This window comes from Pseudomonas sp. E1MeOHC2 (assembly GCF_058745025.1).
In genome coordinates, this window is the sequence record NZ_CP196675.1 from 5,181,241 (window position 1) to 5,194,217 (window position 12,977).

Consider the following 12,977-nt stretch of genomic DNA (forward strand, 5'->3'; position numbering starts at 1 on the left):
TGTCTGGCTAAAGAAGGTACAGTTTGGCCGGACAGTACCTAAGCTGTACCCTCCCGGTATAAAAGGTATTCAGGACACCTGACAATGGCGCGGCAGACACTCGCAGAGCAACTGGCAGCATCCTTGGCCGAGCAAATCGGCAATGGCACCTACCGCATTGGCGAGCGTCTGCCGTCCCTGCGTGAGTGCATGCGTTTGTTTGGCCATTCGAAAAACACCGTGATCAACGCCTACGAATCGCTGGCCTCCCAAGGCCTGGTGGAGGCGCGGCATGGGCAGGGTTTCTTCGTCAAACAAGGCGCGCCACGTAGCAACGAGCCTGAAGAGCCTCTGCCTTATACACGGGCGATGGACACCATCTGGCTGATGCGCCAGCAGTTTGTCCGTGAGCCTGGGCATTCGCCGTTGGGGGAGGGCTTCCCGCCGGTGGAATGGTTGATGGACATGCGCCTGGACAAGTTCACCCGGCAAATCATGCGCACCGGCGTCACCACGCTGTTTCGCTATGGCAACCGCCTGGGCAACGCCAGCTTGCGCCAACACCTGGTGCAGAAGCTGGCCAGCTATGCAATCACTGCCAGCCCCAGGCAAATTGTCACCACCCACGGCGCCAACCATGCGCTGGACCTGATCATCCGCCGCTTCATCGCCCCAGGCGACAGCGTGCTGGTGGAGGACCCCGGTTACTACCCGCTGTTCGGCAAATTGCAGTTGCAAGGGGCACGGATGCTTTCGGTGCCACGGCTGGCGGATGGGCCGGACATCGAGGGGCTGGAGCAGCACCTGCGCCTGCATAAGCCCAAGCTGTTTTTCATTCAGTCCGTCGGCCATAACCCGACCGGCTCCGATATTTCCCCCAGCAAAGCGCATCGGTTGGTGCAGTTGGCCGAAGAACACAACTTCATTTTGGTGGACGATGATGCCTTGGCCGATTTTAAACCGGCCTCGGCGATCAAGGTGTCGGCACTGGATCAACTGCAGCGCTCGCTGTATGTCGGCAGCTTCTCCAAGTCGGTTTCAGCGGCGTTGAGAGTGGGCTTTATCGCGGGCAGCAAAGAGGTCATCGATGAACTGGGTGACCTCAAGATGCTCCTGCACACCAGCACCTCGGAGCTGTGCGAACGCACCGTCGACGTCATCCTTACCGAAGGGCACTTCCTGCGGCACGTGATCCGCCTGCAGGAACGCTTGAAAGCCGCGACCTCGGCGGGCTTGCAGATGCTCGACGAGATCGGCGCCGAGGTGTTCGCGCGGCCCGAGCAGAGTCTGTATCTGTGGGCCCGTTTTGCCCATGTCGACGACGCCAGGGAGCTGACCCGGCAGTTGCTGCCCAAGGGTTTCATGATTGCTCCAGGGCACATTTTTTCGCCGGAGCAGGCACGGGTTAACCCCTGGACGCGCTTGAACGTGGCCTATTTGAACGATGCATTGCTCAAGGCCGTGTTGTTGTCTCCTCAAGGGGACATGCAGTAGAGGACAGTGCCGAGTAACTGGGGGGGCGGCCTGTCAGCGCGGCCACCTATGTGACGCGTCTATACCGTAAACTGGGTATCAATGGTTTGCGCGAGCTGTTCGGGTTGGCCACGCAAGCTCAGTGGGCTTGAACCGTCTGGATCGATATCCCATGAGGCCTCTACCATGTGCAGATTGATGCTGTTGCTCGCCATCACAGTGATTGCGGGTTGCCAGGCGCCAATGCCGGCCGCCAATCCCCAGATGGCCTGGGTCGATTTCTCGGTGCCGTTTCCAAACGACAGGGTGCTGATGGCCGAACGGCTGGACAAGCAACGCCTGCGCGATGGCCGCTTCTTTCAGGTTAGCCCCGGCAGCCATGAACTGATTGTCAGGTTCGACTTCGAAGCAAGCGGTGGCTCAGGCATGAGCATGATGGGTGGCAGCACCGTGCGCGAATGCTACCTGACGCTCAATTACCCGGATTTCAAAGCGGGCCAGCGCTATGTGCTGGAGGCGCGCTCCATGGCCTTGACGCCTGAGGCGCGGCTGTACGATGCCCAGGGCAAGATGGTTGCAGAGGTTAGCGAGTTCTATTGTCTTATGTGAGTGATACCTGACGTATGAATCGTCCGCTGTTTGTTTCTCTGGATGGCCCCAAAGGCACCGGCAAGACCACCTTGTTGGAGGCCATTACGAAAGTACTGAGGGCCGACAACCACAAGGTGATCCGGCTGTGCGAGCGAAATAACGACCCCAACAGGGGGGAAACCATGGCCTTGGTCAACAAACTCGCCAGAAACCCCTGCCAGGACCTGGAGCTGGGGGTTTGTGAGCGCCTGGCCGATAGCCGTAGCTGGATTACTCAGCATGTGCTGCCTAAGCAGCCATTGGGCAGCATCATCTTGATCGATCGCTGGTACCCCTCCGACGCAGCGTTTCGGCGGACAGTACCGTTTGCGCAGATTCTGCGGTTGAACATGGATCGAAACGTGCGCGTGCCTGACGTGCATGTCGGGGTTGTCACTGACCCTGAGGTTTCGTGGGCGAGGGCAGCGGCGCGGTCACGTGGGTTGGGGAGTACGGTGATGTTCAACCTGGGGGAACAGGTGGCCAGTACCGAGGCGTTTGAGCGGGCGGTTGCGGAGCAGGGGTGGGTTTTGTGCCGTAATGAAGGGACGGTGGAAGAGGCGACGATGCAGGTGGTTTCGGAGATTTACAGGGTGCAACGCCGCCAGGGTGGCTAGGCCTTTCGCTGTGGCTAGAGTCAGAAAGGTAGTCGACGGGAAGCAGACGGCCGTCGCGCACCATCAAGGTTGAGTGAGTGGCTGCGTGACCACGAAATCGACGCGTTTGGGGAGCATGACACGATGTAACCGCATCCATTCGGTATGTGGTTTTCTATCTCGAATCTGCGCCAGTCGAGCATCGCCAGGTCATCAATCTGATGGGGTCTGCTTTCGATCAGCCAGACTACTACGTTGAGGAATTGGCCATGAGAAAACACCAGAATGTCTTGTGCGGGATACGCTGCAAGGCGATCTAGAAATGCTCGCGCGCGGCCAACGAAATCGAGGAACGACTCAGCACCTCCGCCATCCCTGTAGGAGGGATCTGATCTTGCCCAGTAGTGGTCGACCCAAGACTTGCGTTGCTCGACGGTGGTGTTCACGCAGATGGCAGGGTCGAGGTAAGTGAACTCCTCGATAGGCCAGACTTCGAGTGGAACAGTCGGGTGCACACAAACCGTTACAGCCGCTGTCGCCTGGGCCCGTGTAAAGGGCGAGGTGATGACCAGCTCGGGAAGCTGGGTAATGGACTGCGCTACCCGCTCGGCCTGCCGAAGACCTTTCTCGGTAAGCGGAATACTTGCGTGATCGAGCGTCGCGGCGCCCGCATTTGCCGCACTCTCTCCATGACGTACTAACCTGACCTTCTTCATTGACATTTCTTGTCCACTGGCAATTCCATGGTTATCAAGTGGGGTGGGAATTTCGTCGCGCTAGCGAAGATGTGCGTCGAACCGCTCGTGCGTTACGCACAATGGCTAATGTATGAGGCCCGCTGCAAATAAGCGATTACGGGCCTATAGAGGAGGGCGGTTGGGTTTTGCTCCTCCCAAGGTCTTTTGATTGAACTGCGATCATTTGCTGGGTGGCCTGTGCCGCGCGTACATCGCCGTACCGCCAGCAGATGCTCCCCGGGCTTGCAGTTCGAAGGTTTGCGGGTACGCCTTGATCAAGTCGCTCAGTTTCTTGAAACCATGCGTACGAGGGTCAAACTCTGGGCGAAGCTTTGAGATGTTTGTGCCCAGCACACTTAAATGTGCCCATCCTTCCTCATCAGCGATATCGTCCAGGATCTTGGTAATGAACCCGATTGGCGCCTTGGGCTTCTTGGGTTGTTCTACCGAAACCGGTTTGGTTGTATCAGGCGTTACGGATGATTCAGCAGACGTCTCAGTAGTGGGCGCTAGAGCGGCTTCGTCGCGAAGCAATTCGATGTAAATGAACTTGTCGCAAGCCGCCACAAAGGGCTTTGGCGTTTTTTCCTCGCCAAAGCCGTAAACAGTCAATCCTTCCTCACGCAGCTGTGATGCCAAGCGCGTGAAGTCGCTGTCGCTGGAGACCAGGCAAAAGCCATTGAAACGCCGGGTGTAGAGCAAATCCATGGCGTCGATGATGAGCGAGCTGTCGGTGGCGTTCTTGCCTTTGGTATAGGCAAATTGCTGGATGGGCTGGATGGGCTGGATGGGCTGGATCGAATGGTCGAGCAGGACTTTTTTCCAGCCACCCAGTTGCGGGCCGGTCCAATCACCGTAAATACGTTTCACGCTGGCGACTCCGTACTTGGCGATCTCTTCGAAAAGTCCTTCGACGATTGCGGCCGGAGCATTGTCAGCGTCAATCAGTACAGCGAGGTGTTTCTGTATTGCACTGCTTGCGTTGAAACCGAAGAACCTCACCATGCGCGAAGCCGCGGCAATTCCTCTGGTATTTTTGACCGCCTGGGAAGGCATGGTAGATAGAGCCGCTGTCCAAGCCGGCCAGCGTGTCTTGGTGCAAGGCGGCGCTGGCGGAGTCGGCCATATAGCAATCCAGATTGCCGCGTCAAAAGCGTCGACGAATACGTTGCGGATTTCACTGAAGGCAAAGGGTTCGACATCGTTTATGACTCCGTTGGCGGACAGAGCCTGGACGACTCCCTTGTTGCTGCCAAACCCTATGGCCATGTCGCCAGTTGTTTTGCTTTCGCCTCCCACAATCTGGCCCCTGGCTCACTGCGCTGCGTGACGCTGTCAGGCATATTCGTCCTTTTGCCAATGCTTAGCGGGGAAGGGCGTGCACATCACGGTCAACTCTTGCGTCATGCGACGCGGCTCGCAGAAGAAGGCAAACTCAAACCGCTGATGGATCCCCACCGTTTTGGGCTAGCGCAAGCCCAAGCTGCACAGGTTTTGCAGGGTTCTGGTAAGGCCGTTGGTAAGGTTATTATCGATATCGAGTAACGTTCTGATGCACGGGGTCGAGTCACACATATCGTGGCTCAACCAGCCTACAGTCTCAACAACTCGCCATGAACACGAAGGACATGGCCCGTTGCGAGCGTGGACGGCAAAAGCGGATTTGTCGAATCAGTACCTTATGAGCCTCATGTACGTTTGTGACATAGCATCTGATTTAACATAATATGCATTATGCGCACATTCGTATTCAGGCTAGCGCCCGAGTGTGGCCAGATTTGAAAGCAGCCCAGCTGTGACTATTGCTTAACTGCGGGACGGAAAATTTTTAACCCTGGGAATGCAAGCTGCTCAGAGGGTTACGCGAGACACCTCTAGCTTCTACGAGGGAAATCTGACGTCTTCCTCGGAAAAAAATCTGTAACTATGGGACTTCGGTAATTTTGAACGTACACCGCTGGGATTCTAGTGATCACATCAATGTCGTTTTAACTGCTCAGCGTCGAGAATTGAGCGTCTGATTGGTCATCGGTCACCGAAAGCCATAGCCAGGCGAGCGTCTGCCGACGCGTACTCGGCGAATAATCTGGTGCATCGTGTGAGTGGCAGGTAAATTTCGCGTTTTAAATTGCGGGACAAAGTTTTGCCCGAGAGTGAGTTATCGGAAATAGTACGCTTCATTTTTCGTGGCCATAAGGCTGCGCAGTGTGTAACTCAAGCACTGGGTGTTTTCTCGATAACGTGGGACAAAGTGAGAATTTCTTTAAACCCTGGGACTGGTCATCATGATGTGATGAGCGGAATTGGGACTGCTGTGCTTGGACTAAAATTCGACGTTGTTCCTTTCTCTATTGGAGTTGCTCGTCCTGAAATTTTATCTTCAGGTTCAAAAGTTCTCGCCGCCCCCTCACAGCACGCTAATCCTGCACCTAACTCACCACTAAGATCGTTGGTATTGTGTCAGCATATCTCGTGGATTGTCTCTCAAGGAGACCATTTTCACGTGGGGAGTTCTCATGCTTTTACTGATATTAATTAGTGCCGGTGCTCAGTGATTAGCCGCTATTCCTTGCAATGGTTTCCTCTTCCGCTACTCTTCGTCCACTTGCTTTTCAATCGGTCCTGATGTTAACTGTACTAAATGAATAATATTGGTACCATGTGAAAATGTACTAAGTGGGTGGAGGTGAGCGTTCTGGTGGACGGAAAGCGCCTAGGGACCTGCTGATAAGGCTATCAGCGTGGCTCCATCCGTAGCCCCACGCCTCTGCCTTTGGACCCGATGGCCAGGCTAGGCGCTTACTAAAGCTCATGCACTAAGAGCGGCAAAAGCAGCGTTAAAATTAGTTTTCATTGGTGACATTTCAATCAGTTTTCATAGTATAGGCCTCGTTAATTAAGCCTTCCAAAACAGCTGACAGCCACATCTGAAACTTGCTAAGTTCTACGTCATGCCCATTCGCATTGGACGCTGCATAGATGGTCCTTGCATTTGCTAGTTGCGTGACGTTCAGCTCATACTCATCCGAAAATAGTCGTCCGGAAAGAGTTCGGTATGCATAACCACTCAGCTCGTCATCCTGACGGATAATCGTGGCTGTTTGAAAATCTAGTATAGCTTCGAGTTCCCAACGGTTAGTCTTTGTCATACACGGAGGAACCGCCATTTGCAGACCAACAACAGCAAGCGTTGCCGAAGGGTCATCTAGCTCATGGAGGAAGCCGAGGACGTTCTGTCCATTTTTTAATATTTGAACGCCGAGCACCTCGTCGTGCGCGTATAGATTCAGCACGCACGCGACAAAAAAAGGTGTGCATGGGTCAGCATCCAGAACCTCGGAGAATGTGTCGAGGGTTACACGTAGCCCGGCCATAGTATGCCTCCTTGAGAAATGAACACTATAGATTGTGGCCTATAGGGCTCAACAAGGCTTCATCCTTCCTTTTGTGGATAAGAAACGCAAATGGAACTCAAGCAAGCCCTCGCCCAAGCGCTGCGTAGCATCCGAACCAGCCGCGGGTTCACCCAAGAAGATCTGGGAGAAGTCAGTAGCCGTACCTACGTAAGCACCCTTGAGCGAGGCCTTAAAAGCCCTACCCTTGAGAAACTGGTGGAGCTCTCAGTTCGCATGGACGTTCACCCTCTCAGCCTACTCACTGAGGTCTTTCTGCTAACAGGAAAGGAAACAGATATTGAGGTGCTCTTCGCCCGGGTGCGCAAAGACCTGGGACAGTCTTGAAGATTGATCCTGGATAGGGCTCCGCGCCCATGTAATATCCGATAACGGCTAGACCTGGATATTGCACTACAAGCCATTTCGAGGCATCCTCACCGGTCTCCTACGATCGGTACCGTGAAAATATGAGATTGGCTCCCATCCCCTTGTTCGACACCTTCTCCCGGTTCACTGAACTCAATTTCTTAGGGATTAGCGCGGAACGTCCTGTAGTCCTTGACTATCTAAGACAATTCGCGCCGGAGCGCGGTGCTATAGACAGCTACCTCATTGTTCGAAGCTTCTTGAAATCTTACGCTGGCAACGAATCCACTTTTATTTCGTTTCGCACTCATGCGGAGCGCCTTTTATTATGGTCTCTACTTTTAGCCCAAAAACCAATAATAGATCTCAGGCGCTCGGACGCTGAGAAATTTATGGAATTTTGCTTACAACCCCCTGCTTCTTGGGTCGGCCCAGTCGTGAAGTCGAGGTTTGTAAGGCTTGGGGGAAGGAAACGTCTTGATTCGGATGAGTATGTGATAAATGATAAATGGCGTCCGTTTAGTAACACTATTCCCAAACGCGAGCGGAAAATTTCTTCCGAAAATTCCGCAGATCTACGCGACCGCCCCTACCAAATGGCGCAAGGTTCTGTAGCCCAAGTATTCGCCGTATGTGGCAGTTTTTTTCAGCACGCTATGGATGAAGGATTTACGGAGTCCAACCCATTTCGAGCCATCAAGCAGAAGTCGGTATATAAGCAGCGTAATACTCTGGATGCTAGTGCTCGTTCGCTTTCGGAGCTACAGTGGAGCTTTGTTATAGATTGTGCCGAGCAGATGGCCGCTGAAGATTTAGCTCATGAACGCACCCTTTTCATAGTTGCGACAGTCTTTTCGATGTACTTGCGCGTGTCTGACTTAGTCGGTCGCGAAAATTGGCGTCCTACAATGGGTGACTTTCGCAGAGATTCTTCAGGTAATTGGTGGTTTCATGTCGTAGGGAAAGGCAATAAGGCTGCAAAAATTAGTGTCCGCGATGACTATATAAGCGACTACTTGATTCGCTACCGCAAATATTTAGGACTGCCTCCCCTGCCCTCTGCTCAGGAAAAGACACCGGTGATTAGCACCCTCAAAGGTCGAGGCGGCTTGTCAGATCGGCACATCCGAAAATTAATTCAGGATGTATTTGACCGAGCTTTGCAGCGGATGCAGAACGAGGCGTGGACTGATGATGAAATCGATGCTCTTCGTTCGGCCTCACTCCATTGGCTTCGACACACATCAGCTACTTTCGATGCGCCATACAGAGACATGAAAGATCTGCAGGCCGACCTAAGACATAATAGCTTAAGTACTACACAGAATATCTACTACAATAGTTTAGATGAGCAGCGAGCTTTTTCAGCTAAACGCCTCAAGGTGCGTAAATGACTACTCATTGCCAATAAAACTCGCGTGCGAATGTTCCGTTTTCCGGGCTTATGGCTTTTGTTCAAAATAAATAGAGTTCGATCTTGACGCAAATCACGCACTCATGAGCTCTGAGCTTCTATACGTAATTCCAGTTGGTGGATACGTTTGTACGTTTCATAAAGCGAAATCATGGTGCCCTGCGCCATGACCTCCAATGGAGACCGACCATCAAAAAAAGCATTATTGTTACGCGATCCTGGAAATCCGCAAACGTTAGCGGGATTGTCGAATACGCTGCGCAGTGAGGCATGGATATTAAGTACGAGGCTGATCCGCTGTTGTTGATCTTGATCCAGCTTTCGCGGAGATGCCGGCGCTCGCACTGCTCGCCGGTAAGTTGCGGAAGAGATCCGCAGAATTGAGCAGATTTGAGTAGTCGTCGCCTGCCAACCATGCAAAATGTGCAAGGCCACCTTCAAGCCCACTGCTGTCTTGATAGACGAAAGCGCTGGTTGTGTTGGTATTTGCATTGGCTCCACCTTCCGATTGTTCTCTCAAGGCACATCTGTAGTGATGTTTCAGCTTCCGATCTAAGAGAGACCGGCCGCCACGATCTCTAAACAGCATTAATTGACATCTCTTTTGGGCGCTTACCTCACTGAAATTGTTAGCTGCTCGAACGGTAGTGGCAAGTATCATGGCAACCTAATCACCGGTTCGGCCCGCCTACAGCTTAGAGGCGTTGCCTGCTACGGTAGCCAGGAAGCAGACCGGACTAGACCTTCATATGAGCTTTTTGGACTACTGACTGCTCAGAGGAACGGTCGAAACGAGCGCAATCAGTGGCTCGTAGTCGGCAGTCGACCATGTTTGGTCTTGTATATCACTCAGCGCGCGCTGCGTTAAAACCGGTCGAAAGGCTTGTGCTGTTTGGTCATAGATTGACACGTAGAACCCCCCCTCAATCGCACGAGAAATCTGGCGGTGCCAATAGAATCTACCACCTCCAGATACGTCTCCTTCCGTAAGAAAAATGTCGTAGTGCTGCGCAATGTATCCAAAGAGCACCTTCTGCGAGATATCGCGAAGCGCCAAGGAGTGACGATGGCTTGCCGATCGCCAAACCCGATAGTACGCTGTGTTTCTATTAGTGGGTTGCGGACTGAGCGCTAGCGTGACCTTGATGTAGTACGCGACTGATGATTGGGCATCGTCGACCAGTGCGATCTCGAACTCATCGCCGTCAATCGAATTCAAATGACGGTCAACACGGATCAATCGGTATCCAGTCTCAGCGCTATACTCCAGCTGCTCACCAATCACACGCATCCTGTCGGCTCCCGTAAGAGCGGTATAAAGCGCGGCATTGTCTGCCGTGCGAGTTAGTCGCTCCGAGAGCACATCGGAAAGAACAGCCGAAAGAGTCATGGCGGGATCTCTGAGAAAACTAGTGTCCAGTAATCAACAACGCTATCGGATGCTCAAAGGCTCTACAAGCGCTCGCGACGAGCAGAGCACTGGGGCTTCTATACAGTGTTCCGTGCGACTTAGGTACATGGCGTCGCGTCAATCGGCAGAGCATTTGGCCGTCGAAGCGCTCGGGCTGATTGTCGACAGTGGCGAGGTTCAGACATGACGGCAAAGGGGCGAGCCCTTCGGTCAAACGTCAAGAGCACCGCTGTGCAAGGCGTTCAGCATGCGCGCGGCGTCAGCGCCTCCCTCGTCCAGCAGGCATAGCGGAATTCCGTTCAAGGTGGGTTGCGAATCGGCCAGCCCCTCGCCTATCAAGGCCAGCGGGCACGCAATTTCCATCTGCAACGACCGCAAGCGCTTAGCCAAGGTGGGGCTCACCGGCGCCTTGACTTTTATCACCAGTGCCGCAGGCTGCATGGCCGCACACACGATGGGGAGCTCTTCAAGTGGCTGCCCGCAACCGAGCACGTCGATACGGTGTAACTCGCTGCTCAAGAGTAGCCCGGCGCACAACACACTGAGTTCGGCTTGCCCCTCGCTACCGGCTAGCAAAACCTGCGGCGCATCGACCTGGTTCACCTGCAGACGCAACAGCAAGCGGGCGCGCAGGAACGTGTCGAGAAACAACCACTGGCTACGCTGGCCTGGCGCTGTGCCTGAAGCCAGATCATGCCAAACCGGCATCAGCACTTCACGCAGCACGGTGGCCTTCGGCAAGAGAGTGAACAACTGACCATGGATCCCCTCCAGTGCCGGCCCATCGAATGCCTTGGTTGCGCGCACCACGGCCGCGCGCCAATCGTCAAAGGCCGAATGCTGCTGCGCAGACGCCTCAGGCTGCGCCGCGAGCAGATCGCCGACCTTACTGACGGACAGGCCGTTTGCCGTCCAGCGCAAGATGTCGCGTATGCGCTGGACATCACCCACCGTGTACAGGCGATGGCCGCCCTCGGTGCGCTGCGGACGTAGCAACCCATGGCGCCGCTCCCAGGCACGTAGGGTCACCGGGTTGATGCCGGTCATGCTGACGACATCGCGCATAGGTAGCAAATTGGGTGGGGTGGCGTCAGTCATAACGAGGGAATATCCGAGTGGTAAACCATTCTAAACCCATATGCACCTTCTGCGGCGAGCCTCCTTGGTTCATCATGCAACAAACGGCGCCGAAACCTTCTGCACAGAAGCTACGCTGCGCATATCGCATACGAAACGCTGTAGGTGGGCCCTATGATCAACGCGAAACTCCTGCAACTGATGGTCGAGCATTCGAACGATGGTATCGTCGTCGCCGAGCAGGAAGGTAATGACAGTATCCTTATCTACGTCAACCCCGCCTTCGAGCGCCTGACCGGCTATAGCGCCGACGATATCCTCTATCAGGACTGCCGTTTTCTTCAGGGCGAGGCTCATGACCAAGAGGGCCTGGCAACCATCCGCGATGCGATCCGCGAAGGCCGCCCCTGCTGCCAGGTGCTGCGCAACTACCGCAAGGACGGGAGCCTTTTCTGGAATGAGTTGTCCATCACGCCCGTGTACAACGAAGCGGACCAGCTGACGTACTACATCGGCATTCAGCGCGACGTCACAGCGCAGATATGCGCCGAGGAGAAGGTACGCGAGCTGGAGGCTGAAGTGGCTGAATTGCGCTGGCAACTGGGACAGACCGAGCAATGACAAAACCTATACAAAATCGCCATCCTGTATAGATTAATGCTTGGGCTTCAGCTATACCTGTACAACAAACAAATTTTGTACAGGATCGACTGGAGCCCAGCATGTCAGCGTACCTACAGCAATTCGTCGAGCGCTTCGCCAACCTCGATGGGGCCAACCTCGACACGCTGGAAAAACTGTACAGCGAAGATGTCACCTTTCGCGACCCTCTGCATCACATACAGGGGCTGCAGGCCCTGCGCGCCTATTTCGCGCAGTTGTATGCCAACGCTAGGGATATCCGCTATTCCATCACCAGCGCCGACGAGATAAGGCCCGGGCAAGGCTACCTGCGCTGGACGCTGCAGTTTTGCCACCCACGCCTGGCCCGCGGTCAGCCGATCACGTTGCAAGGGTGTAGCTGCTTGCATTGGCGCGACCGCGTGCATTTTCACCAGGACTATTTCGACGCCGGTGCCATGCTTTATGAACACCTCCCCCTGATGGGCGGTGCAATCCGCTGGCTCAAAGGCAGGCTGGCATGAGCCGATGCTGGTTGACCGGCGCAAGCAGCGGTATCGGTGCCGCACTCGCACACCTCCTTCTGGAGCAAGGCCACCAGGTTGCCTTGGGCGCGCGCCATGCCGATCGCCTTGCCCCTCTGGCCGAAAAGTTTCCCGGGCAGGTATTACTGGCCATTGGTGATCTTGACAACCCGGAGCAGGTCGCCGGGATCGCCGCACGTATCGAGCAGACCTGGGGAGGGCTGGACATGGCCATTCTCAATGCCGGCACCTGCGAATACCTGGAGCCGGGGCATTTCAATCCAGCGTTGGTCGAGCGTGTAATGCGCACAAACCTGCTGGGTGTCAGCTACTGCCTGGCGGCGGCACTGCCCTTGCTTCGCGCCGGCCAGCGCCCTCACCTGGTGGTAATGGGCAGTTCTGTGACCTGGCTGGCCCTGCCCCGCGCCGGCGCCTATGGCGCGTCCAAAGCCGCGGTGCGCTATCTGGTGGAGTCACAGCGAATAGACCTGGCTCGCGAGGGTATCGCGGTCACCCTGGTCAGCCCTGGCTTCGTCGACACGCCACTGACCCGTCGCAACGATTTCCCCATGCCGCAGCTGTGGACTGCGCAGCGCGCAGCGCGGCATATCGCCAGGCGCCTGCCCCGGCGCCCCCTGGAAATCAACTTTCCCGGCCTTTTCACCTTGGTGTTGCGCCTGTTAGGGGCTCTACCCGCGCGCCTGCGTTTGGCACTCGGCCAACGCCTCGCCCGTCATGAACAGGAATGATGATC

Annotated in this window: 15 protein-coding genes; 9 read left to right on the top strand and 6 right to left on the bottom strand. The window is 55.0% G+C overall.

Going from position 1 to position 12,977, the window contains the following annotated elements; all coding sequences use genetic code 11:
- Nucleotides 1–84 precede the first annotated feature (84 nt).
- The 3 genes from ACSSU5_RS23425 (at nt 85) to ACSSU5_RS23435 (ending at nt 2,699) form a co-directional block, all read left to right on the top strand.
- Nucleotides 85–1,473, top strand: a complete 1,389-nt coding sequence (locus ACSSU5_RS23425; RefSeq protein WP_492559942.1) for an aminotransferase-like domain-containing protein — start codon at nt 85–87, stop codon at nt 1,471–1,473.
- A gap of 165 nt (nt 1,474–1,638) precedes the next feature.
- Nucleotides 1,639–2,061 carry a PA0061/PA0062 family lipoprotein gene (locus tag ACSSU5_RS23430; protein ID WP_492559943.1) on the top strand — a complete coding sequence of 141 codons (423 nt, stop codon included), beginning with the start codon at nt 1,639–1,641 and terminating at the stop codon, nt 2,059–2,061.
- 14 nt (nt 2,062–2,075) lie between these two features.
- Nucleotides 2,076–2,699: a dTMP kinase gene (locus tag ACSSU5_RS23435; protein ID WP_492559944.1), complete on the top strand. Its 624-nt coding sequence runs from the start codon at nt 2,076–2,078 to the stop codon at nt 2,697–2,699.
- Nucleotides 2,700–2,719: 20 nt separating this feature from the next.
- On the opposite strand, the gene ACSSU5_RS23440 is transcribed toward ACSSU5_RS23435, so the two are convergent.
- Entirely contained in the window at nt 2,720–3,394 is a 675-nt protein-coding gene (locus tag ACSSU5_RS23440) for a histidine phosphatase family protein (protein WP_492559945.1), read from the bottom strand.
- A gap of 201 nt (nt 3,395–3,595) precedes the next feature.
- Nucleotides 3,596–4,420 carry an NYN domain-containing protein gene (locus ACSSU5_RS23445; RefSeq protein WP_492561354.1) on the bottom strand — a complete coding sequence of 275 codons (825 nt, stop codon included), beginning with the start codon at nt 4,418–4,420 and terminating at the stop codon, nt 3,596–3,598.
- 195 nt (nt 4,421–4,615) lie between these two features.
- Here ACSSU5_RS23445 and ACSSU5_RS23450 point away from each other — a divergent pair, with 195 nt between their 5' ends.
- A complete protein-coding gene (locus ACSSU5_RS23450) occupies nt 4,616–4,960 on the top strand; it encodes a zinc-binding dehydrogenase (protein ID WP_492561355.1) in 345 nt (114 codons plus the stop codon).
- A gap of 1,319 nt (nt 4,961–6,279) precedes the next feature.
- Here ACSSU5_RS23450 and ACSSU5_RS23455 read toward each other — a convergent pair.
- Complete coding sequence (locus ACSSU5_RS23455) at nt 6,280–6,789, bottom strand: hypothetical protein (protein WP_492559946.1); 510 nt, start codon at nt 6,787–6,789, stop codon at nt 6,280–6,282.
- Nucleotides 6,790–6,879: 90 nt separating this feature from the next.
- On the opposite strand from ACSSU5_RS23455, the gene ACSSU5_RS23460 reads away from it, so the two are divergent.
- The gene (locus ACSSU5_RS23460) at nt 6,880–7,155 is read left to right on the top strand and encodes a helix-turn-helix domain-containing protein (RefSeq protein ID WP_492559947.1); all 276 of its coding nucleotides are present in this window, start codon (nt 6,880–6,882) and stop codon (nt 7,153–7,155) included.
- Nucleotides 7,156–7,277: 122 nt separating this feature from the next.
- Complete coding sequence (locus ACSSU5_RS23465) at nt 7,278–8,570, top strand: tyrosine-type recombinase/integrase (RefSeq protein WP_492559948.1); 1,293 nt, start codon at nt 7,278–7,280, stop codon at nt 8,568–8,570.
- Between the two features lie 101 nt (nt 8,571–8,671).
- Here the strand turns inward: ACSSU5_RS23465 and ACSSU5_RS23470 are convergent, their stop codons facing one another.
- From ACSSU5_RS23470 to ACSSU5_RS23480, 3 genes are all read right to left on the bottom strand, one after another.
- Complete coding sequence (locus ACSSU5_RS23470; protein WP_492559949.1) at nt 8,672–9,082, bottom strand: antitoxin Xre-like helix-turn-helix domain-containing protein; 411 nt, start codon at nt 9,080–9,082, stop codon at nt 8,672–8,674.
- A gap of 271 nt (nt 9,083–9,353) precedes the next feature.
- On the bottom strand, nt 9,354–9,980 hold the full coding sequence (locus tag ACSSU5_RS23475) for a hypothetical protein (protein WP_492559950.1): 627 nt from the start codon (nt 9,978–9,980) through the stop codon (nt 9,354–9,356).
- 231 nt (nt 9,981–10,211) lie between these two features.
- Nucleotides 10,212–11,099 (bottom strand): MerR family transcriptional regulator, encoded by an 888-nt coding sequence (locus ACSSU5_RS23480; protein WP_492559951.1) that lies wholly within the window; start codon nt 11,097–11,099, stop codon nt 10,212–10,214.
- A gap of 153 nt (nt 11,100–11,252) precedes the next feature.
- On the opposite strand from ACSSU5_RS23480, the gene ACSSU5_RS23485 reads away from it, so the two are divergent.
- The 3 genes from ACSSU5_RS23485 to ACSSU5_RS23495 all read left to right on the top strand — a co-directional run bounded on the left by ACSSU5_RS23485 (nt 11,253) and on the right by ACSSU5_RS23495 (nt 12,972).
- Entirely contained in the window at nt 11,253–11,699 is a 447-nt protein-coding gene (locus tag ACSSU5_RS23485; protein WP_492559952.1) for a PAS domain-containing protein, read from the top strand.
- Between the two features lie 101 nt (nt 11,700–11,800).
- On the top strand, nt 11,801–12,223 hold the full coding sequence (locus ACSSU5_RS23490) for a nuclear transport factor 2 family protein (protein ID WP_492559953.1): 423 nt from the start codon (nt 11,801–11,803) through the stop codon (nt 12,221–12,223).
- Complete coding sequence (locus ACSSU5_RS23495; RefSeq protein ID WP_492559954.1) at nt 12,220–12,972, top strand: SDR family NAD(P)-dependent oxidoreductase; 753 nt, start codon at nt 12,220–12,222, stop codon at nt 12,970–12,972. The genes ACSSU5_RS23490 and ACSSU5_RS23495 overlap by 4 nt, the downstream gene beginning before the upstream one ends.
- Nucleotides 12,973–12,977: the final 5 nt, after the last annotated feature.